The organism is Streptomyces sp. NPDC056883 (assembly GCF_042788835.1).
Classification (GTDB): domain Bacteria; phylum Actinomycetota; class Actinomycetes; order Streptomycetales; family Streptomycetaceae; genus Streptomyces; species Streptomyces stoeckheimensis.
The window spans coordinates 31,736-53,309 of sequence record NZ_JBHUBS010000014.1; the positions used below are offsets into that span (position 1 = coordinate 31,736).

Consider the following 21,574-nt stretch of genomic DNA (forward strand, 5'->3'; position numbering starts at 1 on the left):
GTGGGCTCGTGTTCAATCCTGCGCCTTCCGAGGCCGTCGGCACACCGGCAAAGGGCCTGTGCCACGAGGCCATTGGTCCTTAAAGGCCAGGTGAGTGTTCGAACGCGACCGGCTAGACTCTCCCGACCTTGCAGGACCGGTTGGGGAGGCCGACAGCGCACGTGGAAACCAAGAAGCTGATCTCGGGCGCCCTCACCGTCTTCGTCCTCTTCGTCATCATCACCCAGCCCGTAAAAGCCGCCGATATGGTGCAAATAGGCTTCCAAGGAATCTCGGATGCCGCAACGGCGATCGGCGAGTTCATGACCGAACTGGTGCGCTGAACCCGTACGCTGAAGCGGTTTCCGGACTTCCCGGCCCCCCACTCCGACGGGTGGGGGGCTTTTTGCGTTCCCGCACACGGGGCACGATGCCCTGTTATGCCCAACTTGCCCTCAACACGGCGATATACGGTGCTTGCACACAGTGCACATGTCTTGTGATGCTATGACCGCTTTTGACGGATGAGTTGATGACGTGAAGTGAAGGGGTGGCGTGACCGTGCCGGCCAGTACTGCGCCCGAGGTGCCGCCCCAGCAGGACCCGCAGCAGGAGCACCCCCGGGACCTCCACCGGGACTCCGCGCAGGCCCCGCACCAGGGCCCGCACCGTGACTCCCCGCAGGCCCAGGCGCAGGCCTCCCCCCAGGCCCAGCCGGGCCACCAGCCCGGGTCTCTGCCCGGGTCCCTGCCCGGGCCCCAGCCTGCGTCTCTGCCCGGGCCCCAGCCCGCGTCTCTGCCCGGGTCCCAGCCGGGGCCCCAGTCGCCGGAGTCCCACGTACCGCCCCAGCAGGAGGCCCCCGAGGAGGCGCCGGTCGCCCCGAGGCCGCAGAGCCGTGGCGCCGACACCCGGGCCCTCACCCAGGTCCTGTTCGGGCAGCTGAAGGACCTGCAGCCGGGCACCAGCGAGCACTCCCGGGTCCGCGGCGCGCTCATCGAGGCCAACATCCCGCTCGTCCGGTACGCGGCGGCCCGCTTCCGCAGCCGCAACGAGCCGATGGAGGACGTCATCCAGGTCGGCACGATCGGGCTGATCAACGCGATCGACCGGTTCGACCCCGAGCGCGGGGTGCAGTTCCCGACCTTCGCGATGCCGACCGTCGTGGGCGAGATCAAGCGGTACTTCCGCGACAACGTCCGCACCGTCCACGTCCCGCGCCGCCTCCACGAGCTGTGGGTCCAGGTCAACGCCGCCACGGAGGACCTCACCACCCTGCACGGCCGCACCCCGACCACCCCCGAGATCGCCGAGCGGCTGCGCATCAGCGAGGACGAGGTGCTCTCCTGCATCGAGGCCGGCCGCAGCTACCACGCGACCTCCCTGGAGGCCGCCCAGGAGGGCGACGGACTCCCCGGCCTGCTCGACCGCCTCGGCTACGAGGACCCCGAGCTGGCCGGCGTGGAACACCGCGACCTGGTCCGCCACCTCCTCGTCCAACTGCCCGAGCGCGAGCAGCGGATCCTCCTCCTGCGGTACTACAACAATCTGACCCAGTCGCAGATCAGCGCCGAGCTCGGCGTCTCCCAGATGCACGTCTCCCGACTCCTCGCCCGGAGCTTCGCCCGACTGAGATCCGCAAACAGGATCGAGGCCTAACCGGATCGAGTGGAGATCATTCTCCGCGTTTCCTGACAGAGCGGCAGATTCCCGCCCTAGAGCAGGCCTATCGCGTTCTGTCGCTGGAGATACTTGTCGACATGGCGCTACAGCGTGTTGCCGACATGTGACATTCTGCTGGAACCGCGTTTGCCGCAGCCCCGCCTCCGGTATTCAGGTGGAGGCTGCGTTCCTCCGACGGGCGCGCAGATGAAGCGCGAACCGTCCGCGACCTCAAGGGGGTGGCATGTCCGTAGACCAGGGCAGCTCACAGGTGCTCACGCTCGTCAAGCAGCGTGAAGTGCCGGCAGTGTCCCACCGCTCGGAAGCCATCGACACCCGGATCGACACCCGCACCCTCTCCCGCTCCCTCTTCAAGCGGCTCGCCGGCCTCGACGCGGACAGTCCCGAGCGGACGTACGTACGCGACACCCTGATCGAGCTGAACCTCCCCCTCGTGCGCTACGCCGCGGCCCGTTTCCGGAGCCGCAACGAGCCCATGGAGGACATCGTCCAGGTCGGCACCATCGGGCTGATCAAGGCCATCGACCGGTTCGACTGCGAACGCGGCGTGGAGTTCCCGACCTTCGCGATGCCGACGGTCGTGGGCGAGATCAAACGATTCTTTAGGGACACCTCCTGGTCCGTGCGCGTCCCGCGCCGGCTCCAGGAGCTGCGCCTCGCCCTCACCAAGGCCAGCGACGAGCTCGCCCAGAAGCTCGACCGCTCGCCGACCGTGCCGGAGCTCGCGGCCGTGCTCGGGGTCTCGGAGGAGGACGTCGTCGACGGCCTCGCCGTCGGCAACGCGTACACCGCCTCCTCGCTCGACTCGCCCTCCCCCGAGGACGAGGGCGGCGAGGGCTCGCTCGCGGACCGGCTCGGGTACGAGGACACCGCGCTGGAGGGCGTCGAGTACCGCGAGTCGCTCAAGCCCCTGCTGGCCAAGCTCCCGCCCCGGGAGCGGCAGATCATCATGCTGCGGTTCTTCGCGAACATGACCCAGTCGCAGATCGGCGAGGAGGTCGGCATCTCCCAGATGCACGTCTCCCGGCTGCTCACGCGCACGCTCGCACAGCTCCGCGTCGGCCTGATCGGCGAGTAGCCTCCGGGCACCCGGTCACCGAGTCGCGGGTGCGCTCGGGCAATCCGCCGCACCCGCTTCCCAATTGACGGCACGTCAGGAAAACTGCCGGGATGCGAAAGGTATCCCGGCAGGCCGCCGTCCTCGTTCTGAGCGCCACGGCTGCCGCCGCCGCCCTGACCGGTTGCGGCGGCCCGGCGCGCGAGGGCTACGTGGCCCTGGGCGCGGCCGCTCCGGGCCCGGAGCGGGGCGCCGGGGAGAACGTCGCACCCAAGGACCGGGTCGAGTTCCAGTCGCTCCCGCAGGCGCCTTCGGGGACCTCCGCATCCCCCGGCGGCACGTCGGGCAGCACCTCGGCGGACATCCCGGGCGATGCCCCGGGTGGCACTCCCGGCGGGGTCCCCGGCGGTACGCCGCCCGGCGCCCCGGGGTCGTCACAGCCCCCCGGCGGCTCCGCCCCGGGCGGAGGCGCGCCCAGCAGTCCCGGCGGCTCCGGCAACCCGCCCGGCGCCGCACCCGGCACGACACCGCCCACCGCCCCGGGCGGCAAGCCCGGGACCCCGTCGAGCCCGCCCCCGAAGCCGGGGCCCTCCGCCCCGGCGCCGCCCCCGGCCACGCCGGCGAAGCTGAGCATCGGCGCGCCGACCCGTACCGCGACGGCGGAGCGCTGGTGCGAGCAGGTCACGGTGGCGTTCACCAACACCGGCGGCACCGCAGCCCGTTCGGGCACGGTCGGCTTCGCGACGCACATCATCGGCGCCCTGGGCGTCGACTGGGCCACCATCCACTCGACCCAGCCGCTGCCCGCGCCGATCGCGGGCGGCACGACGAAGACGCAGACCTACCGGATCTGCGTCGAATCCTGGCGCGTCCCCCTGGGCATGCGCGTGGAGACCCAGAAGGTCACGGCCGCCTGGAACTGAGCCGGCGGGCGGACCTCAGAGCGCCAGCCAGGCCACCACGGCGATCAGGACCAGAGCGGCGAGGCCGACCCCGATCCACAGGCCCGCGCCCGGTCCCGACTTGCGCGCGGCGCGGTTCTGCATGCGCGAACCAGGGACGGCGGGAGCCGGTACCGGCTCGTCGACGAACGCCCGGAACATCTGGGTGCTGCCCGCGGGGTCGTAGTCACCCTCGGGAGCCTGTGAGTTGTGGTTCGAGTCGTGATTCGCAGCCATGCGCAGGACCCTAGCCGGTTTTCCGATTCCTTTACCGCCCAGCCCTCCGATTCATTTGCCTGTAACAACCATCTGCTTCTATGGTTGCCCGAAGCAACGACATTCGGAGGGGGGTCTAGGTGACCGCAGCACCCGTGGCGCCCATGGCACCCGCAGAGCACGCAGGGCACGTAGAGCCCGTAGTGACCCCGCCGGCCACTACGGCCACCCGTTACGCCGAACTGGCCCGTCAGCTCACCGGCATCGGCGCCGTCAAGCGCGACCTCGCCCGCCTCCTGCCCCCCGACTGCCCGCCCGGTTCGGCGGCCGTGCTCACCGTGCTCGACCGGCACGGCGAGATGCGGCTCGGCCGCCTGTCCGAGTACCTGGCCATCGACATCTCCGTGACCAGCCGGCACGTCGCGCACACCGCCGACCGCGGCTGGATCACCCGCGACACCGACCCCGGCGACGCCCGCTGCCGGATCCTGCGCCTGACCCCGGCCGGCCGCGCGCTCCTCACCGAGCTCGGCTCCCGCCACACCACGGCGCTGGAGAAGGCCCTGGCCGACTGGTCCGACGCGGACGTCGACCACCTCAACATCCTGCTGGCCCGGCTCCGCTCGGGCTTCACGCTTCCAGACAGCTAGACCGAAGGAAACACATGGCTACGACCACACCCACCGGTGTGCGGGGAGGCGGCCGGCCGGAGACCACGTCCGACAGCGCGCCCATGACCCACCCGCAGATCATGAAGGCGCTCTCCGGGCTGATGCTCGGCATGTTCGTGGCGATCCTGTCCTCCACGATCGTCTCCAACGCCCTGCCCCAGATCATCGGCGACCTCGGCGGCACCCAGTCCTCGTACACCTGGGTGGTCACGGCAGCCCTGCTCTCGATGACGGCGGCGACCCCGCTGTGGGGCAAGCTGTCCGACCTCTTCAGCAAGAAGCTGCTGGTCCAGATATCCCTGGTGATCTACGTCCTCGGCTCGATGGTCGCGGGCATGTCCCAGAACACCGGCATGCTCATCGCCTGCCGCGTGGTCCAGGGCATCGGCGTCGGCGGGCTCTCCGCCCTCGCCCAGATCGTGATGGCCGCGATGATCTCCCCGCGCGAGCGCGGGCGGTACAGCGGCTACCTCGGCGCGGTCTTCGCCGTCGCCACCGTCGGCGGCCCGCTGCTCGGCGGGGTCATCACCGACACGAGCTGGCTCGGCTGGCGCTGGTGCTTCTACGTCGGCATCCCCTTCGCCGTCATCGCCCTGATCGTGCTCCAGCGCACCCTGCACCTGCCCGTCGTCCGCCGCGACGTCAAGGTCGACTGGCTCGGCGCCTTCCTGATCAGCGGCGCCGTCTCGCTCCTGCTGATCTGGGTGACCCAGGCCGGCAGCTCGTACGACTGGATCTCCTGGCAGACCTGGGCGATGACCGGCGGCGCGCTCGCCCTCGGCCTGCTCTTCGTCCTCGTCGAGTCCCGGGCGAGCGACCCGATCATTCCGCTGCGCCTCTTCCGCAACAAGACCATCAGCCTCGCCTCGGCGGCCTCGCTGTTCGTCGGCATCGCGATGTTCTCGGGCACCGTGTTTTTCAGCCAGTTCTTCCAGTTGGCCCGCGGCGAGTCCCCGACGATGTCCGGAATCCTCACGATTCCGATGATCGGCGGACTCTTCGTCTCCTCCACCGTTTCCGGTCAGGTGATCACCAAGACCGGCAAGTGGAAGGCCTGGCTCGTCTCCGGCGGTGTGCTCCTGACGGCCGGACTCGGCCTGCTGGGCACCCTGCGGTACGACACCCCGTACTGGCACATCGCGATCTTCATGGCGCTGACCGGCCTCGGCCTCGGCATGATGATGCAGAACCTGGTCCTCGCCTCCCAGAACCAGGTGGCCGCCGAGGACCTCGGCGCCGCCAGCTCGGTCGTCACCTTCTTCCGCTCGCTCGGCGGCGCGATGGGCGTCTCCGCGCTCGGCGCGGTCATGGCCAACCGGGTCACCCACTACGTCGAGGACGGCCTCGCCGCACTCGGCCCGAAGGCGGCGGCCCTGGGCCACGGCGGCACCGGCGGGGGCGCGATCCCCGACCTCGCCAAGCTGCCCGAGCCCTTCCGCACGGTCGTCGAGTCCGCGTACGGGCACGGCGTCGGCGACGTCTTCCTCTACGCCGCCCCCACCGCGCTGCTCGCGCTGGTGCTGGTGGTGTTCATCAAGGAGGTCGCCCTGAAGTCGAAGCCTGCGGGCCACGAGCCGACGGCCACTTCGGCGGAGTAGCCGGACGGTCTACGGGGCTGCGGGCGCGGCGGGCCCGGCGCCCGCCTCGGGCACGGTGTGGGCCAGGATCCCCGCGATCAGCACGTCGAGCGCGAGGCAGAACTCCCCGTCGGGCGGCCGCCGGACGGTGCCCCCACAGCCGTGCAGGAACTGGGAGACGGCCAACCGGGCCCCGGCGCGGGTGGCGTCCGGCAGGCCCGTGGCGTCCAGCAGCCGGTGCAGGGTGGAGTCGAAGGCCCGTGCGTGCGGGCCGATGTTCGGATACGCGGCGGTGAGCGGAGCCACCCACGGGTGGTCCGCGAGCAGCCTCCGGTAGCCCCGGGCCAGCGAACGGAGCCGGCCGGGCCAGCCCTCCGCGGGCGGCCCGGCCGGCTCCTGCTGTTCGCCGAGCTCGCCCAGGGCGCTGTCCAGGGCGAGTTCGAGCAGATCGTGCTTGGTGTCGACGTACCAGTACAGGGACATCGCGGTGACCCCGAGGCGGGCGGCGAGCCGCCTCATGGAGAACCGTGCCAGCCCCTCGGCATCCAGTAGCCGTACGGCCGCGGCCGTGATCCGCTCCCGGTCGAGCCCGTCGGGGCCTTCGGTGCGCCGCCGGGCGGGTGCGGCCGGCCGCACGGCCAGCCAGACGCTGGTCCGGGCCGTGCCGGGATCGGCCGGGGTGACCATGGAGGCATCCTCCTCACACGCACGGGACCGGCCCGGAATGCCCGGTCCGCCCCCTTGATGCTAGGGGGTGGGACCGGGGTCCGGTCGCTGTTAAGACGGCTGTGAGGTCGGTGCGGTGAGGTCGTAGAAGGTGGCTCCGCCGATGGTGGAGGCCTTGAAGTTGGCCTTGACCCAGGTCTCGATGGAACTGCTCACGCCTCCGCCGGGGCCGCCCCCGACGCGGACCAGGGTGCGGGTCTCCGCGTCGCCGCCGGTTTCGCCGCCGGGTGCGGCACCATCGGTGCCCGCGTCGCTCTGGCCGATGAAGTAGTGGATCTTCCCGGCGCTCACGTACTCCTTGAACTGCTCCAGGGTCGGCGAGGGGTCGCTGCCGTTGAAGCCGCCGAGGGGCATCACCGGCTGCTGCGAAGCCAGCTGGTAACTCGCCGCGTTCTGCGAGCCGATGGCGGCCGCAGCCCAGGTGTACCGGTCCGCGTCGGCGCGCAGCGCGGCCGTGGCCTCGGCGCTGGTCTTCGTCCCGCCGAGCAGGCCGCCCATGCCGCCTCCGCCGGGGCCGCCGGCCGTCCGGGTGCTCCGGCCGTCGTCGGCGGGCCGGCCGCCGCCGGGAGCCTGACCGCCGGGAGCCTGGCCGCCTCCCGGAGCCTGGCCGCCGCCGGGGGCCTGGCCGCCCTGGGCGGTGGCGCCCGGGGGCATGCCCTGTGGTGCGGCTCCGCCGCCGGGCATCCCGCCCCCGCCCGGCATCTCGGAGCCGCGCATCCCGCCGCCGGGGCCGCCCCGGCCGCCCGCGACCGCGGGGCCCGCCGTGACGATCGAGCCCGTGTGCGGGGTGCTCACCGTGCTCAGGCAGTACGCGAGGGGTCCGGCCAGGGCCACGCCCAGGCCGACTGCCGCCACGCCGAGTGCGGTGCGGCGGCCCAGCCGCGCGGTGAACGGCAGCAGCAGGGCCGTGCCGAGTCCGGCAGCGAGGACCAACCAGCGCAACCACGGCACGTACTCCGCGGAGCGGCCGAGCAACACGAAGGCCCAGTACGACGTGAGTGCGAGGGTCCCGGAGAGCGTGAGGGAGGCGGCCCGGCTGCCCCGCTCCTCCCAGAGGACGGCGATTCCCATGCCGACCAGGGCGGCGATGTAGGGGGCCAGCGCGACGGTGTAGTACTCGTGGAAGATGCCCTGCATGAAGCTGAAGACCACTGCGGTGATCAGCAGCGCCCCGCCCCAGGCCAGGAAGGCCGCGCGGGCCATGCCCTCCAGCGAGTCGGTGGCCCGGCGGGCCCGCCAGGTGACCACGAGGCCCGCGACGAGCAGGATCAGCGCGGCGGGCAGCAGCCAGCCGATCTGACCGCCGATGTTGGAGGAGAACATCCGGTCGATGCCGGTCTCTCCCCAGCTCATCCCGCCTCCGCCGCCGCCACCGGGGCCGCCGGCCATGCCCTCGGCGGCCGTGCGGCCGCCGCCTCCGACGCTGCCGGTCTCCTCGCCGTTGATCCGGCCGAGGCCGTTGTAGCCGAGGGTCAGTTCCAGGAAGGAGTTGTTCTGCGATCCCCCGATGTACGGGCGGGAGGAGGCGGGCCACAGTTCGACGACCGCCACCCACCAGCCGCCGGCCACCACCATCGCGACGGTGGAGAGCAGCAGTTGTCCGAGGCGCCTGCGCAGCCCGGTCGGCGCGCAGACCGCGTACAGCAGGGCGAGGGGCGGCAGGATGACGAAGGCCTGCAGGGTCTTGGTCAGGAAGGCGAAGCCGATCGCGATCCCGGCCCAGACGAGCCACTTGGTGTGCGCCCCGTCCAGGGCCCGGAGCACGCAGTACACGGTGACGGTCATCAGCAGGGTCAGCAGCGCGTCGGGGTTGTTGAAGCGGAACATCAGCGCGGCCACGGGCGTGAGCGCGAAGACGGCTCCGCTGATCAGGGCCGCGACCGGGCCGAACTGACGGCGTACGGCCGCGTAGAGCACGGCGGTCGTTCCGACGCCCATGAGGGCCTGCGGGACCAGGATCTGCCAGGCGCCGAGCCCGAAGAGCCGGACGGACAGCATCATGGGCCACAGCGCGGCCGGGGGTTTGTCGACGGTGATGGAGTTCCCGGCGTCGGAGGAACCGAAGAAGAAGGCCTTCCAGCTCTCGCCGCCCGCCTGGACCGCGGCGGAGTAGAAGGAGTTGGCGTAGCCCGAGGCCCCGAGGTCCCACAGCAGCAGGACGGCGGTGGCGAGGAGCAGCCCGAGGAAGGCGGGGCGTTCCCAGCCGGGCCGATCGGCGTGCGCCCGGGCCGCCCTGTGGGACGGGGCGGTCGGGGAGGGCGGGTGGAGCGGTAGCGCTGCCGTGGTCATCAGGAGTGGTCCTTCGCGGGAGTGGCGCGCCGTTCGGGGAAGACCCAGGCACGGAAGAGCAGGAACCGCAGCACGGTGGCGGCGAGGTTGGCAGTGACCAGGACGGCCAGCTCGGTGCCGTGCCCCGGCGTGGCGTTGGCAGCCCCGAGGGCGGCGAGCGATCCGCTGGTCAGGGCCAGTCCGATGGCGAACACCACGAGGCCCTGGGCCTGGTGGCGCACGGCGCGGGCCCGGCCCCGGACGCCGAAGGTGAGCCGGCGGTTGGCGGCGGTGTTGGCGACGGCGGAGAGCAGCAGCGCGGCGGCGTTGGCGAGCTGGGGGCCCGCGCCGGTCCGGGCCGCGGAGTAGAGGAGCAGGTAGAGCAGGGTGGACAGGGCTCCGACCGCGCAGAAGCCCAGGAGCTGGCGGGCCAGCCCGCGCGGCACGCCGGGCAGGGCGGTGCGGTCGCGCGGGTCGTCCCCGAAGGGGCGGGCGAGCCGGTCCAGCGGGAGCGCGCCGACGGCCAGCGCCCTGCCCACGCGCCAGACGCCCTTGAGGTCCTCGGCGGCGGTGCGGGCGATGTGCACGGTGGAATCGGGGTCGTCGACCCAGTCCACCGGGACCTCGTGGATCCGGAGCCCGGCCCGCTCGGCGAGGACGAGCAGCTCGGTGTCGAAGAACCAGCCGGAGTCCTCCACGAGCGGCAGCAGTCGGGTCGCGACCTCGCGGCGGATCGCCTTGAAGCCGCACTGGGCGTCGCTGAAGCGGGCGGAGAGCGAGGAGCGCAGGAGCAGGTTGTAGGCGCGGGAGATGAACTCCCGCTTCGCTCCCCTGACCACCCGCGAGGAACGGGCCAGGCGGGTGCCGATGGCGAGGTCGGAGTGGCCGGAGATCAGCGGGGCGACCAGCGGAAGCAGGGCGTTGAGGTCGGTGGAGAGGTCCACGTCCATGTACGCCAGGACGGGCGCGTCCGACTCCCCCCACACGGTGCGCAGGGCGCGGCCGCGGCCCTTCTGCTCCAGGCGGGTGCTGCGCACCCCGGCCACGGAGGCGGCCAGGGCGGCCGCGACCTCGGGGGTGCGGTCGGTGCTCGCGTTGTCGGCGATGGTGATGCGGAAGGGGTACGGGAAGGTCCGGGTGAGGTGCTCGTGGAGCCTGCGCACGCAGGGGCCGAGGTCCGTCTCCTCGTTGTAGACCGGGATCACCACGTCGAGGACGGGCTCACCCGGTACGGGCGCGAGGGGCGCCCGTACCGGGAGCGCTCCGGGAGAGGTGTCGGTAGGCATGACCCGACCCTCCCCGGCCGGGCTGTCACCGCTGTGTGCTGACCCTGTGGCCCGTCTGTGAGTGCGGCCGTGCGGCGGGGGTCTTGGCGGTGCGGGCGGCGGGGGCCGCCGGGTCGGCCAGGGGCAGCAGGACCTCGAAGGAGGTGTGACCGGGGGCGCTGCGGACGTCGACGTGGCCGCCGTGGGCCGAGACCACGGCGGCCACGATGGCCAGGCCGAGGCCGGTGGAGCCCGCCGACCGGGAGCGGGAGGCGTCGCCGCGGGCGAAGCGCTCGAAGACGTGGGGCAGCAGCTCGGGCGGGATGCCGGGGCCGTCGTCCTCGATGCGGAGGCGGACGGCGGATGTTTCACGTGAAACATGCGCCGTGACCGTGGTGCCGGGCGGGGTGTGCGTCCGGGCGTTGGCCAGCAGGTTCACCAGCACCTGCTGGATCCGCGCCGGGTCGGCGTGGACCAGTGCGGGAGCCTCGGGTAGTTCCAGGCGCCAGTGGTGGTCGTGGCCGGCGGCCCGGGCATCACTGACGGCGTCCACGACCAGCGGGGCCAGATCGGTGTCGCACATGGACAGCGGGCGGCCCGCGTCGAGCCGGGCCAGCAGCAGCAGGTCCTCCACGAGCCCGGTCATCCGGGTGGCTTCGGACTCGATGCGCCCGAGGGCGTGCCGGGTGTCGGGGCCCGGCTCCTCGCGGCCCCGGCGGGTCAGTTCGGCGTACCCGCGGATCGAGGCCAGCGGGGTGCGCAGTTCGTGGCTGGCGTCGGCCACGAACTGCCGTACCCGGGTCTCGCTCTGCTGGCGCGCGGTCAGCGCCGAGGAGACGTGGCCCAGCATCCGGTTGAGGGCGGCTCCCACCTGTCCGACCTCGGTACGGGGGTCGGCCTCGGCGTCGGGAACCCGCTCGTGGAGGGCGGGCTCGCCGCTGTGCAGGGTGAGTTCGGAGACCCGGGTGGCGGTGGCGGCGACCCTGCGCAGCGGGCGCAGGGCGACACCGACCAGGACCTGTCCGGCGAGGGAGGCGGCGATCAGCCCGGCGAGGGTGACGAAGACCTCGACCGCGATCAGGGTGTGCACGGTGGAGTCGGCCTCGGCCAGCGGGAACCCGAGCACGATGCTGCCGCCGTCGGCGCCGGCGCCGCTCGCGTCGGCGCCGGCGGCGGCGCTGCCGACCTTGCCGACGGGCGAAGCCAGCACCCGGTAGCGGCCGAGGCCGGGCAGCTGTAGTTCGACCGGGTCGCCCGGACTGCGGTCGGCTGCCTTCTGCGCGGCCCCGGCGAGGACGGAGGTCTGGTCCGGGGTGAGGGGCGGGTGAGCGCCGGGTCCGGATCCGGAGCCTCCGACGGCGGCGCTGCGCTGGCTGCGGACGCTCTCGACCGTCTTGCCCGCGGCGTCGAAGCGGACCCCGACGGCGCCCAGCGGGGATCCGGGTCCCATGACGACGCCGAGGTTGTTGTTCTCCCGGGGGAACTTGCCCGCGCCGGGGCGGGTCGCCATCTCGACGGAGACGCGAAGCTGTTCGTCGACCTTGTCGACCAGGTACGAGCGCAGCGCGACGGTGGTGACGGTGCTGATGGCCGCGCCGACGACGGCGATGAGGGCCACCGCAGAGACGACGAGCCGGGTCCGCAGCGACCAGGGCCGCCGGCTCCACCGGGGGCGGCGGGGGCCGGAGGGGCGCCCGGGGCGGCCCGGCCGGCGGGGACGGCGGGTGCGCCGGGGCTCTCCGGCCGCCACTAGTCGGCCGGCTTGATCAGGTAGCCGGCGCCACGACGGGTGTGGATCATCGGCGGAAGGCCGGTACCGCCCTCCAGCTTGCGCCGCAGGTAGGAGATGTACAGCTCGACGACGTTGGCCTGACCGCCGAAGTCGTACGACCACACGCGGTCCAGGATCTGCGCCTTGCTCAGCACCCGGCGCGGGTTGCGCATCAGGTAGCGCAGCAGCTCGAACTCGGTCGCGGTCAGGTGGACGTCCTGACCGCCCCGGGTCACCTCGTGGCTGTCCTCGTCGAGCCGCAGGTCGCCGACTTCCAGCACCGACCCGCCGCGCGCGGCCTGCGCCGCACCGGAGCGCCGGACCAGGCCGCGCAGCCGGGCGACGACCTCCTCCAGGCTGAAGGGCTTGGTGACGTAGTCGTCGCCGCCGGCCGTCAGACCCGCGATGCGGTCCTCGACCGAGTCCTTCGCGGTCAGGAACAGCACCGGGACCTGCGGGAGCTCCCTGCGCAGGCGGCCCAGGACGGCCAGCCCGTCCATGTCGGGGAGCATGATGTCGAGCAGGACGACGTCGGGCCGGAACTCCCGTGCCGCGCGCACTGCGGCCGCACCGTCGCCCGCGCTGCGGACCTCGCAGCCCTCGTAGCGCAGGGCCATGGAGAGCAGCTCGGAGAGGGCGGCCTCGTCGTCCACGACGAGGACCCGGCACGGGGTCCCGTCGGCCCGGACGAGGGCCGTGTGGTTGCCGGTGGACGTGGACGCGTGGGAAGTGGTCGTCGCAGTCATGCGTACACGCTGGCCGCCGCCCGTGAGAGGGCTCTTGCCTGAAGCTGTGAATTGCCTGAGAAACCCCTCCCGCCCCTCAGGCCAGGCGGAAGAGCCGGGCCGCGTTGTCGTGGCAGACGGCGCGCAGCCAGGGGTCGCCGAGGTCCAGCCGCTCCAGGGCCTCGAGCTGGTGCTCGTAGGGGTAGGGGATGTTCGGGAAGTCGGTGCCCAGCAGGATCCGGTCGCCGAGGTCGGCGAGGCGGCCCCGGTCCTGCGGCGGGAAGCCGCTGAACTGCTCCGAGAAGTCGGTGAACGCCATGGTGGTGTCGAGGCGGACCTCGGAGTACCGGTCGGCGAGGTCGAGGAAGTCGGCGTACTCCGGCATCCCCATGTGCGCGACGATCAGCGGCAGCCGGGGGTGGCGGGCCAGCAGCCGGGCGATCGGCTCGGGTCCGGTGTACTTGCCCGGAACGGGCCCCGAGCCGCAGTGCACGACCGTCGGGATCCCGGCCTCGGCGAGGAGCCCCCAGACCGGGTCGAGCCGGTCGTCGGTGGGGTCGTAGCCGCCCACCTGGAGGTGGGCCTTGAAGACCCGGGCCCCCGCCGCGACGGCCTGGCCGACGTACTCCCGCACCCCGTCCTCCGGGAAGAAGGTCGCGGTGTGCAGGCAGTCGGGGGTGCGCGCGGCGAAATCGGCGGACCAGGAGTTGAGCCAGGCGGCCATGGCCGGCTTGTGCGGGTAGAGCATGGCGGTGAAGGCCCGGACCCCGAACTCCCGCAGCAGCGCGACCCGCTGCTCTTCCTCGTGCCGGTAGGTGATGGGCCACTCGACACCGGTCAGCGGGCCGACCGCGTCGAAGTAGTCCCACACCTTGTCCAGGACCCGCTCGGGCATGAAGTGCGTGTGTACGTCGACCAGCCCGGGCACCCCGAGCCGTTCCCGGAACGCCCGGACGGCCTCAGCCGTCTTCGCGGACAAAGCCGTGGCTCCGCTCGACCGTCGCGATGTGCAGCGTGTAGCTCTCGTACCAGTCGGCGCGGCCCTGCTTCATCGCCGCCTGGTGCTCCATGTCCTTGCGCCAGAGGGCGAGGGACTCGTGGTCGCGGAAGTAGGCGACGGTGATGCCGAGCCCGCCGGGCGTCCGCGCGGACTCGTAGCCGAGGAACCCCGGATTGCCGCTGACGAGCTCGATCATCCGCTCGAGCGTCTCGGGATATCCGCCGTCCTCGACGGTCCGGACGCTGGTGAACACGCTGATGACATAGGGCGGTTCAAAGGCCTGTACGGGCTGAATGGTCATGCCCACCACCCTCTGCGGCCGGTACGTGGCATGTCCACCGGAAAACGGCCCGGACGGCCAAAGGGATCCAAGTTTTGACCTGGGGGGTGTCCTTCCGATCAGGCCCCGCTCCCCTCCCGGTCAGAACAGCCCGTCCTGCGCGGCCCCGGCGTCCCGGCCGCCGGCCGGGATCCCTGCCACGGGCACATCGGTGACACCGCCCTCCCGGAGCGCCACCAGCTCCCACCCCGCGAGCAGCCGGGTGTCCACCACGAGCCCGTCGGCGAAGTGCAGATCGGGCCCGGCCGCGCCGACGAGCCGGCCGGCGACGGTCCCCCCGGGCACCATCTCGGTGATCACCCGGGCGGGGACGGGCAGTGCGTCGAGCCCGAACACCCCGGCGTGGTCGGTCACCTCGCACTCCAGCCTCTCCAGCGACTCCGGCCACCCCTCCAGCGCGACCGCCCGTGCATGCAGGGCCGCCACCTCCGCCGCCCGCTCGGGCCCCGGCGGCACGTCTCCCCGCGCGGACCGCTTCCGGGCATAGGCGATCCGGTCGGGCACCCCGAGGGCCGCCCGCAGCAGTTCCTCGGTCCGTCGGGCGGCCATCAGCGGCCCGCGCCCCAGCCAGGCCCAGGCGACCGCCCCTTGCTCCAGCAGCCGGACGGACCCGCGCTCCTCGGCGGTGATCCCGACCTTGACCAGCCCGGCCCCGAACCAGGCGAGGTACACCCGGTAGGTACGCGGATCACCGGCGTTGGTGTCGGCGGCCACCGAGAAGGAACGGTCCAGGCCCGCGCACTCGGGACACTGGGCGTTCCCGGTCCGGCCGGGCACGGTCCGCTCCGTCGGGCACGGCGTCCGCCGTCCGGCCCGCCGGATGCCGAGGCAGTGGCGCTCACCCCGGGCGGCGAAGGCGAGCGGCTGTCCATACCCGAGGAGGCTGGTGCGCTCTCCCTGTCCCGGCCCCTGCCCGTACCAGCCCATGGCGGGCCGGCCGTCACTCCACCGGAGGCCGGTGCACCACCAGGTCACAGGGGGAGCGGTCGCTCGAAGAAGGTCTCCAGGACGACGGTGGCCTGCGTGCCGCTGACACCGTCGATGGCGTAGAGGCGGCGCAGGACGTCCTGCAGCTGCTCGGTGGTGGCCGTGCGGACCTTGACCATGACCGAGGCGCTGCCGGCGATGATGTGCGCCTCCTGGATCTCCGCGATGCCCTCGAAGGCGGCCCGCGAGTCGCCCATCCAGGCCGTGGAGTCGACCATCACGTAGGCCAGCACCCCGCTGCCCACGGCCGCCGGATCCACCTCGACGGTGGTCCGCCGGATGACCCCCCGCTCGCGCAGTTTGCGCACGCGCTCGTGGGTGGCTCCGGCGGAGAGCCCGACGGAGGCCGCCAGCGCCGCGTACGACTGGCCCGCGTCCTCCTGAAGGCGCTGGATCAGCGCCCGGTCGATGTCGTCCACCGAACTTCCTCCCACGTCCCTGCACGCCCTCGCGGAGACGCTACCTGATCCTGAAATCACCCCCTGGGGCCGAACAGCATTCGGCCCCTCCCCGTCCTCCCCCGACGTCCGGACCGGCTAGCGGGCGACGAACTGCGTCAGGATCGCCTGGACCTCATAGATGTCGACGCCCTTGGTGAAGGTCTTCGCTATCGGCGTCGCGCTCCCGGAGAGCCATATCTTCAGCTCCGCGTCCAGGTCGAAGTGGCCGGCGGTCTCCACGGAGAAGTGCGTGATGCTCCGGTACGGGATCGAGTGGTACTCCACCTTCTTGCCCGTGAGCCCCTGCTTGTCGATGAGCACGAGCCGCCGGTCGGTGAACAGGATCGTGTCGCGGATGAGCAGATAGGCGGCGTGCACCTGCTCGCCCTGCCCCAGCAGCCGCGCGTACTCGCGGTGCGCGGACGCCGGATCCACTGCGTGCGCGTTCCCGAACAGTCCCATGTGAGCTCCCCCTGCTTTCCCGGTGGACCGATCTCCGGTGAGTCGATCTCCAAGAAACCGTAGCGGCGCCCGTCCTCACCCCGCGTCCCCCGGCAGAGCCATCTCGTCCCCTAACCCCCCGGAGCCAGACGTCATCACTCAGGAGGAGAAGGATGAGGATGAGAGAAGAGGACAACGCAAGAGGCCCCCCGGTGAACCGGGGGGCCTCTTGGGCTGTGCACTCGGCAGGATTCGAACCTGCAACCTTCTGATCCGTAGTCAGATGCTCTATCCGTTAAGCTACGAGTGCTTGGCTGGCCGGGGTTTTGCGCCCCGTTGGCCTTGCGAGAACAACAATACATGGACCTCGCCGGGACGCGAAATCCATTAGCCCCACCCGCTCTGACCTGCGGAAATGGCTTGGAAGAAGATCATCCGGTTGGACGCCCGGGCGTCCTTGCCGGGTGTCCGCGCGGGCAGATCCCGCCCTCTCCCGGACCCGGAACGCACCGAAGCCCCGGTCCGCAAGGACCGGGGCTTCGTGAGTGCGGAGGCGGAGGGATTTGAACCCTCGATGGGGGGTAAGCCCCAAACCGCATTAGCAGTGCGGCGCCATAGACCGGACTAGGCGACGCCTCCAGCACACCCCCGCGTACGAGGGTGCGTGCAGATGATGACACAGGCCAGGGGCCGGTCACCAATCCGCTCCCACGGTACAAGGAGGGCGGCCCGCAGAGCAAAGCCTTAAGCACCCCCGTCTGCGGAACGTCGGCGCCGCCTCGTCGTTGGTCTGTCGTACGACGTACGGACGACCTGGAGTTCCCCATGCTGCGTCTCGCCGCTTTCGCCGTCACCTCCGCTCTGGCCGCAGCGGTGGCGGGCCCCCTGCCCCCGCTGCCACCCCTGAGCCGGCTGCTGGCCTCCCCCGACCGGCTCACCATCGTCGTGGCCGACACCGGCAACCCGCGGGCGGACGGCGAGTACCGGCTGGAGTGCGACCCGCCCGGCGGGAACCACCCGCAGGCCCAGGACGCCTGTGCCCGCCTCGAAGCCCTCGCGCGCGAGGGGAAGGACCCCTTCGCTCCCGAGCCCAAGAATCAGCTGTGCACCCTGCAGGACGGCGGCCGCGCCACCGCCCGGATCACCGGAACGTGGCACGGCCAGAGGGTGGACGCCCGGTTCCGCCGGACGAACGGATGCGAGATCCGCCGGTGGAACGACTTGGAACCTGTGCTTCCACGAGGGCGTTCCTGACCTGGGAGGATGCGCCGGACGGGCGGAATGCACCGGCCATCCGCCCCCTCGCCGGGAGCCCGTGCCCTTAGACTCCTCCCGTGACATGCCGGTAGTTGTGGTCAGGGAGGAAGCTCGTCGTGAGCAGCAGGCCATCCCGAGGCGCTGCTCGCCTCGCAGCAATACTCGACGCTCTTCCGGACGCGCTGTTGCTCGTCAACGCCAACGGCACGGTCGTCAACGCGAATTCGATCGCCCTCGAGGTCATGGAGAGCCCCGGTACCGGGCTCGTCGGCCGGGGCGTGCTCGACCTCCTGCCCGATTTCGACTCCAAGCTGATCCCCGGCTCCATGCGCCGGCCCGGCGAGGACGAGGGCGGCCGCGCCCGCCCGAAACGGATGGTCGCCCGCCGCACCGACGGCAGCGAGTTCCCCGTCGAGGTCACCGCCGCCCATCTCGACGGCCGTGACGCCTATCGCGAGCCGCAGCCCGCCTACACCGGCGACGAGCTGCTGATGCTCGTCGTACGGGACCTCTCGCAGACGGTGGACACCGAGGCCGAGCTAGCCCGCTCCCAGCGGCAGACCGAGATGATCCTGCGCGCCGCCGCCGAAGGCGTCGTCGGCACGGACACCGACGGCAGGGTCGTGCTGGTCAATCCGGCCGCCGCCCAGATCCTCGGCTACCGCGCCACCGACCTCGGCAACCGCGAACTGCACGGGCTGGTCCAGCACTCGCGCGCCGACGGGTCGCCGTTCCCCTTCGAGGAGTCCCCGCTCGCCGACACCCTGCGCAGCGGACGCAAGCACCGGGTCCGCGGCCAGGTGCTGTGGAACAAGGCCGGGCAGCCCGTCGCCGTGGACCTGACCACCTCTCCCGTACGGGACGGGGAGCAGCTCGTCGGCGCCGTCATGACCTTCACCGACCGGCGTTCCTACGATGCGCTGGCCGCGCGCCACGCCCAGCTGCTGTCCGTCCTCGGCGACTCCCTGCGCGGACCGCTGGAGGAACTGCGCGGCGAGCTGGCCACGCTGGCCGCCGACGACGCGGGCCAGCTGTGGCCCGAGGCCAACCAGCTCCTGCACCACCTGGCCGCCGGCTACTCCCGGATGACCACGCTGGTCGACAACGTGCTCTCCTTCCAGCGGCTCGACGCGGGCGGCGAGAAGCTCGACAAGAAGAAGGTGCTGATCGACGGGGTCGTCGCGGCCGGTGTCGACGGCGCGGTCGAGCTGATCGGCCCCGGGCGGGCGCAGTTCGCCGTGCACGCCCCGACGATCGAGGCCGAGGTGGACGCGGAGCGGATCTCGACCGCCCTCGCGCACCTGGTCGCGGACGTCGCCGGGGTGGACGCCACCGGCAAGACCCGCCAGGGCAGCGGGTACATGGACTCGACGATCGTGGTGGCCGCCGCGCAGCGCGGCGAGGTCGTACGGATCGAGGTGCGCGGCCCGTACGAGGGCGGCAACCCGGTGCACGAGCCGATCGTGCGGGGCATCGTGGAGGCCCACGGCGGTGTGCTGCAGACGGTGGAGGTGCCGGGCGCGCCCGGCGGCGCGTACGTACTGGAACTGCCGCTGGGTGCGGGAGCCGGGACGGTCACCCTGCCCGAGCCTGAGGAGGCTCCCCCGGCCGAGCCCGGGACCGAAGGCGGTCCGGGGCAGGTCTCCGGCGGCCGGCGGGCCCGGCGCGGCGTGGACGCCTTCCTCGACGACGACTCCGCTGCCGACGCGGGCGCCGACGCCGCCACCGGGAAGGGAGCCGGCAACGGCCCCGGCACCGGCGTGGCGAAAGCGGGCCAGGACCCCAACGGCGCCGCCGGCACTACTGACGGCACCGACGGCGGAAGCGCTCTGGCGCTGCCGTCCGGGCGGCGCAGGGGCGGCGAGGCCGCGGCCGTGGCCCGGCCCGGCGACGGCGCTCCCGCGGAGCTCGCCCAGTCCCCCGTGAACCCGGCGGGCCTGGGCGGAAGCGGCACCGGGCGGCGGCGCGGCCAGAACGGCGACGGCAGCGGCGGCGACGCGGCCGCCGGCGGCAACGACCGTCCGGGTGGCCCCGGGCGGCCCGTGCCCCCGCAGGGCACCGCCATGCCCGCGCTCCCGCCCGTGCCGGTGCCTCCCGTGCCGGTGCCCCCGTTCCCGGGACTCCCCGTTCCGCTGACGGAGCACCCCGCCGGGCGGCGGCGTGCCCTGGGCTCGGCGGGACCGGCGCAGCCGGGCGGCCCGGTGCCGGCGACCGGGCTCGGGCCGACGCCCGTGCCGATGCCCCCGCCCCCGGCCTCCCCCGCCCCCGTACGGCCCATCGCCCCCGAGGGCGGCTTCGCGCTGCCCGCCGGCCCGACGCCGGCTCCGCAGCCGCCGCAGGCCCCCGCCATGGCCGCCTCGGCCCCTGGTGCCGAGGCCGACGCCGAAGCCCCGGGCGGGCGGCGCGGGCGGCGGGTGCTGGGCGCGCCCGGCACCGGCTCCGAGGGCGCCGAAGCCGCCGCCGGGCGGCCGGAGGCGGCCGCGCAGGGCCCCGTAGCCCCCGAGACGCATCCCACCGGGCGGCGGCGTGCGCTGCCCGCCACCCCGGCCTGGCCGGTTCCGGCGGCCCGTACCGCTCCCGAGGACTCGGACGGCGCCGGGCAGATCGCCGTACCCGGAGCCCGGCAGCCGCAGGACACCCCCGCGGAGGCCGCCGGGGCGCCGATCAGCGTCCGCGCGCTGGGCAGCCTCGGCCAGGGCGGCGGGGCCGGCGACACCAACGGCTCCGGCCGGCGGCGCCGCCTCGCGGAGCCCGCGCCCGAGGGCCGCGCCTTCGCCATAGGAGCACCCGAGGAGGGCTCTGCCGAGGGCCCCGAGCCGCTGGACGGGCCCGGTGGCGCCGTCGAGGTGGTCAACCGGACCGTGCCGCGTCCCGTGGACGACGAGCTGCCGCCCGAGCCGCTGGACAACCCGCGCCGGCTCCTGGTGTGGCCGGCTCCGGACGCGCAGACGCAGGCCGCACTCAGCGACCGCGGCTACCGCCCGGTGATCGTGCACTCCCGCGAGGAGGTCGACGCGCAGATCGCCGCGTTCCCCGCCGCGCTGTTCGTGGACCCGCTGACCGGGCCGATCACCCGGACCGCCCTGCAGTCGCTGCGCCAGGCCGCGGTGGCCGCCGAGGTGCCCGTGCTGGTCACGGCCGGGCTGGGGCACGCCACGCGCGAAGCCGCGTACGGCGCCGATCCGGCCGTGCTGCTCAAGGCGCTCGCGCCGCGCGACAGCGAGCAGCACCCCTCCCGGGTGCTGCTGATCGAGGAGCACAACGAGATCGCGACCGCGCTGACCGCAGCCCTGGAGCGGCGCGGCATGCAGGTCGCGCGGGCCGACGCGGATACGGACGCCGTGGAGCTGGCGACCCGGATGCGGCCGAACCTGGTGGTGATGGACCTGATGCAGGTGCGCCGTCGCCGGGCCGGGATCGTGGACTGGCTGCGCGCCAACGGGCAGTTGAACCACACCCCGCTGGTCGTCTACACGGCCACCGGGATCGAGCCGTCCGAACTGCCGCGGCTGGCCTCGGGCGAGAGCGTGCTGTTCCTCGCCGAGCGGTCCACCACGGCGGACGTGCAGGGCCGCATCGTGGACCTGCTGGCCAAGATCGGCACCAACTAGTCATTCTGGCCGCATGGCCATCATCGACACGAGCGAGCACACCGTCCCCGCCGACAACGGGGAGGTCAGCCTGCTCATCGCGCGACAGGTGGATCCGGGCCACGAGGAGAACTTCGAGGCCTGGGCCCACGGGATCCTGGAGACGGCCGCGGCCTTTCCGGACCACCTGGGATACGGCCTGTTCCGCCCGGCCGCCCCGGGCGGGCCCTGGTTCCTGGTGCACCGGTTCCGCAACCAGGCGGCCTTCCAGCGGTGGCAGGACTCCGCCGAGCGCGCCGCCTGGTTCTCCAACTGCCTCGGGCACCACCACACGGAGATAGCCCGGCGCGAACTGCACGGCATGGAGACCTGGTTCGCGAAGCCGGGTACGGCCCGGCCCGCGCCGCCGCGGTGGAAGATGGCGATCAGCTCGGGGCTGGCCATCTTCCCGATCTCGCTCGCGGGCAACGCGCTGCTCGGGCCGTACCTGGTGAACCTGCACTTCGTGCTGCGGACGGCCGCGTTCGCCGTCGTCTTCAGCACCCTGATGACCTACGTGGCCATGCCCGCGATCAGCAAGCTGCTGCGGCCCTGGCTCACGCGCGGCCAGTAGCCCCGCGGAGCCGGGCCGGGGCCGCGCAGC

Annotated in this window: 19 protein-coding genes, 2 tRNA genes and 1 pseudogene; 9 read left to right on the forward strand and 13 right to left on the reverse strand. The window is 72.8% G+C overall.

The window, feature by feature from the left end; translation table 11 throughout:
• The first annotated feature begins 161 nt into the window (after window positions 1-161).
• The 4 genes from ACFRU2_RS28940 to ACFRU2_RS28955 all read left to right on the forward strand — a co-directional run bounded on the left by ACFRU2_RS28940 (window position 162) and on the right by ACFRU2_RS28955 (window position 3,639).
• Complete coding sequence (locus ACFRU2_RS28940; protein WP_382977395.1) at window positions 162-323, forward strand: hypothetical protein; 162 nt, start codon at window positions 162-164, stop codon at window positions 321-323.
• A 451-nt stretch (window positions 324-774) separates the two neighbouring features.
• Window positions 775-1,635, forward strand: coding sequence for an RNA polymerase sigma factor SigF (locus tag ACFRU2_RS28945; protein ID WP_382977828.1), 861 nt, complete (start codon window positions 775-777; stop codon window positions 1,633-1,635).
• A 247-nt stretch (window positions 1,636-1,882) separates the two neighbouring features.
• A complete protein-coding gene (locus ACFRU2_RS28950; protein ID WP_243341827.1) occupies window positions 1,883-2,737 on the forward strand; it encodes an RNA polymerase sigma factor SigF in 855 nt (284 codons plus the stop codon).
• A 92-nt stretch (window positions 2,738-2,829) separates the two neighbouring features.
• On the forward strand, window positions 2,830-3,639 hold the full coding sequence (locus ACFRU2_RS28955) for a hypothetical protein (RefSeq protein ID WP_382977398.1): 810 nt from the start codon (window positions 2,830-2,832) through the stop codon (window positions 3,637-3,639).
• A 15-nt stretch (window positions 3,640-3,654) separates the two neighbouring features.
• Here the strand turns inward: ACFRU2_RS28955 and ACFRU2_RS28960 are convergent, their stop codons facing one another.
• Window positions 3,655-3,894 (reverse strand): hypothetical protein, encoded by a 240-nt coding sequence (locus ACFRU2_RS28960; protein ID WP_274548427.1) that lies wholly within the window; start codon window positions 3,892-3,894, stop codon window positions 3,655-3,657.
• A gap of 119 nt (window positions 3,895-4,013) precedes the next feature.
• On the opposite strand from ACFRU2_RS28960, the gene ACFRU2_RS28965 reads away from it, so the two are divergent.
• Window positions 4,014-4,523, forward strand: a complete 510-nt coding sequence (locus ACFRU2_RS28965; protein WP_382977401.1) for a MarR family winged helix-turn-helix transcriptional regulator — start codon at window positions 4,014-4,016, stop codon at window positions 4,521-4,523.
• Between the two features lie 14 nt (window positions 4,524-4,537).
• Window positions 4,538-6,142 carry an MDR family MFS transporter gene (locus tag ACFRU2_RS28970; RefSeq protein WP_382977404.1) on the forward strand — a complete coding sequence of 535 codons (1,605 nt, stop codon included), beginning with the start codon at window positions 4,538-4,540 and terminating at the stop codon, window positions 6,140-6,142.
• 9 nt (window positions 6,143-6,151) lie between these two features.
• Here the strand turns inward: ACFRU2_RS28970 and ACFRU2_RS28975 are convergent, their stop codons facing one another.
• The 12 genes and pseudogenes from ACFRU2_RS28975 to ACFRU2_RS29030 form a co-directional block, all read right to left on the reverse strand.
• Entirely contained in the window at window positions 6,152-6,808 is a 657-nt protein-coding gene (locus ACFRU2_RS28975; protein ID WP_382977407.1) for a TetR/AcrR family transcriptional regulator, read from the reverse strand.
• A gap of 90 nt (window positions 6,809-6,898) precedes the next feature.
• A complete protein-coding gene (locus tag ACFRU2_RS28980; protein ID WP_382977410.1) occupies window positions 6,899-9,136 on the reverse strand; it encodes an ArnT family glycosyltransferase in 2,238 nt (745 codons plus the stop codon).
• Window positions 9,136-10,401: a glycosyltransferase gene (locus ACFRU2_RS28985; protein ID WP_382977413.1), complete on the reverse strand. Its 1,266-nt coding sequence runs from the start codon at window positions 10,399-10,401 to the stop codon at window positions 9,136-9,138. The genes ACFRU2_RS28980 and ACFRU2_RS28985 overlap by 1 nt, the downstream gene beginning before the upstream one ends.
• A 25-nt stretch (window positions 10,402-10,426) precedes the next feature.
• Window positions 10,427-12,274 (reverse strand): sensor histidine kinase, encoded by a 1,848-nt coding sequence (locus tag ACFRU2_RS28990; RefSeq protein WP_382977416.1) that lies wholly within the window; start codon window positions 12,272-12,274, stop codon window positions 10,427-10,429.
• A pseudogene (locus tag ACFRU2_RS28995) lies at window positions 12,208-12,897 on the reverse strand (response regulator transcription factor); the annotation flags it as partial. The gene ACFRU2_RS28990 and the pseudogene ACFRU2_RS28995, both read right to left, overlap by 67 nt.
• A gap of 76 nt (window positions 12,898-12,973) precedes the next feature.
• Entirely contained in the window at window positions 12,974-13,855 is an 882-nt protein-coding gene (locus tag ACFRU2_RS29000; protein ID WP_382977419.1) for an amidohydrolase family protein, read from the reverse strand.
• The gene (locus ACFRU2_RS29005; protein WP_382977422.1) at window positions 13,836-14,177 is read right to left on the reverse strand and encodes an antibiotic biosynthesis monooxygenase family protein; all 342 of its coding nucleotides are present in this window, start codon (window positions 14,175-14,177) and stop codon (window positions 13,836-13,838) included. The genes ACFRU2_RS29000 and ACFRU2_RS29005 overlap by 20 nt, the downstream gene beginning before the upstream one ends.
• A gap of 120 nt (window positions 14,178-14,297) precedes the next feature.
• Entirely contained in the window at window positions 14,298-15,143 is an 846-nt protein-coding gene (locus ACFRU2_RS29010) for a DUF2797 domain-containing protein (RefSeq protein WP_382977425.1), read from the reverse strand.
• Between the two features lie 44 nt (window positions 15,144-15,187).
• On the reverse strand, window positions 15,188-15,622 hold the full coding sequence (locus tag ACFRU2_RS29015) for an Lrp/AsnC family transcriptional regulator (RefSeq protein ID WP_382977428.1): 435 nt from the start codon (window positions 15,620-15,622) through the stop codon (window positions 15,188-15,190).
• A 117-nt stretch (window positions 15,623-15,739) separates the two neighbouring features.
• Window positions 15,740-16,105 (reverse strand): PH domain-containing protein, encoded by a 366-nt coding sequence (locus tag ACFRU2_RS29020; RefSeq protein ID WP_382977431.1) that lies wholly within the window; start codon window positions 16,103-16,105, stop codon window positions 15,740-15,742.
• 216 nt (window positions 16,106-16,321) lie between these two features.
• Window positions 16,322-16,394: transfer RNA gene (locus ACFRU2_RS29025), tRNA-Arg, on the reverse strand.
• A 238-nt stretch (window positions 16,395-16,632) separates the two neighbouring features.
• A tRNA-Ser gene (locus tag ACFRU2_RS29030) sits at window positions 16,633-16,723 on the reverse strand.
• 186 nt (window positions 16,724-16,909) lie between these two features.
• Here ACFRU2_RS29030 and ACFRU2_RS29035 point away from each other — a divergent pair.
• From ACFRU2_RS29035 to ACFRU2_RS29045, 3 genes are all read left to right on the forward strand, one after another.
• Entirely contained in the window at window positions 16,910-17,338 is a 429-nt protein-coding gene (locus tag ACFRU2_RS29035; RefSeq protein WP_382977434.1) for an SSI family serine proteinase inhibitor, read from the forward strand.
• Between the two features lie 119 nt (window positions 17,339-17,457).
• On the forward strand, window positions 17,458-20,952 hold the full coding sequence (locus ACFRU2_RS29040; protein WP_382977437.1) for a PAS domain-containing protein: 3,495 nt from the start codon (window positions 17,458-17,460) through the stop codon (window positions 20,950-20,952).
• A gap of 13 nt (window positions 20,953-20,965) precedes the next feature.
• On the forward strand, window positions 20,966-21,544 hold the full coding sequence (locus tag ACFRU2_RS29045) for an antibiotic biosynthesis monooxygenase (RefSeq protein ID WP_382977440.1): 579 nt from the start codon (window positions 20,966-20,968) through the stop codon (window positions 21,542-21,544).
• The last annotated feature ends 30 nt before the right edge of the window (window positions 21,545-21,574 follow it).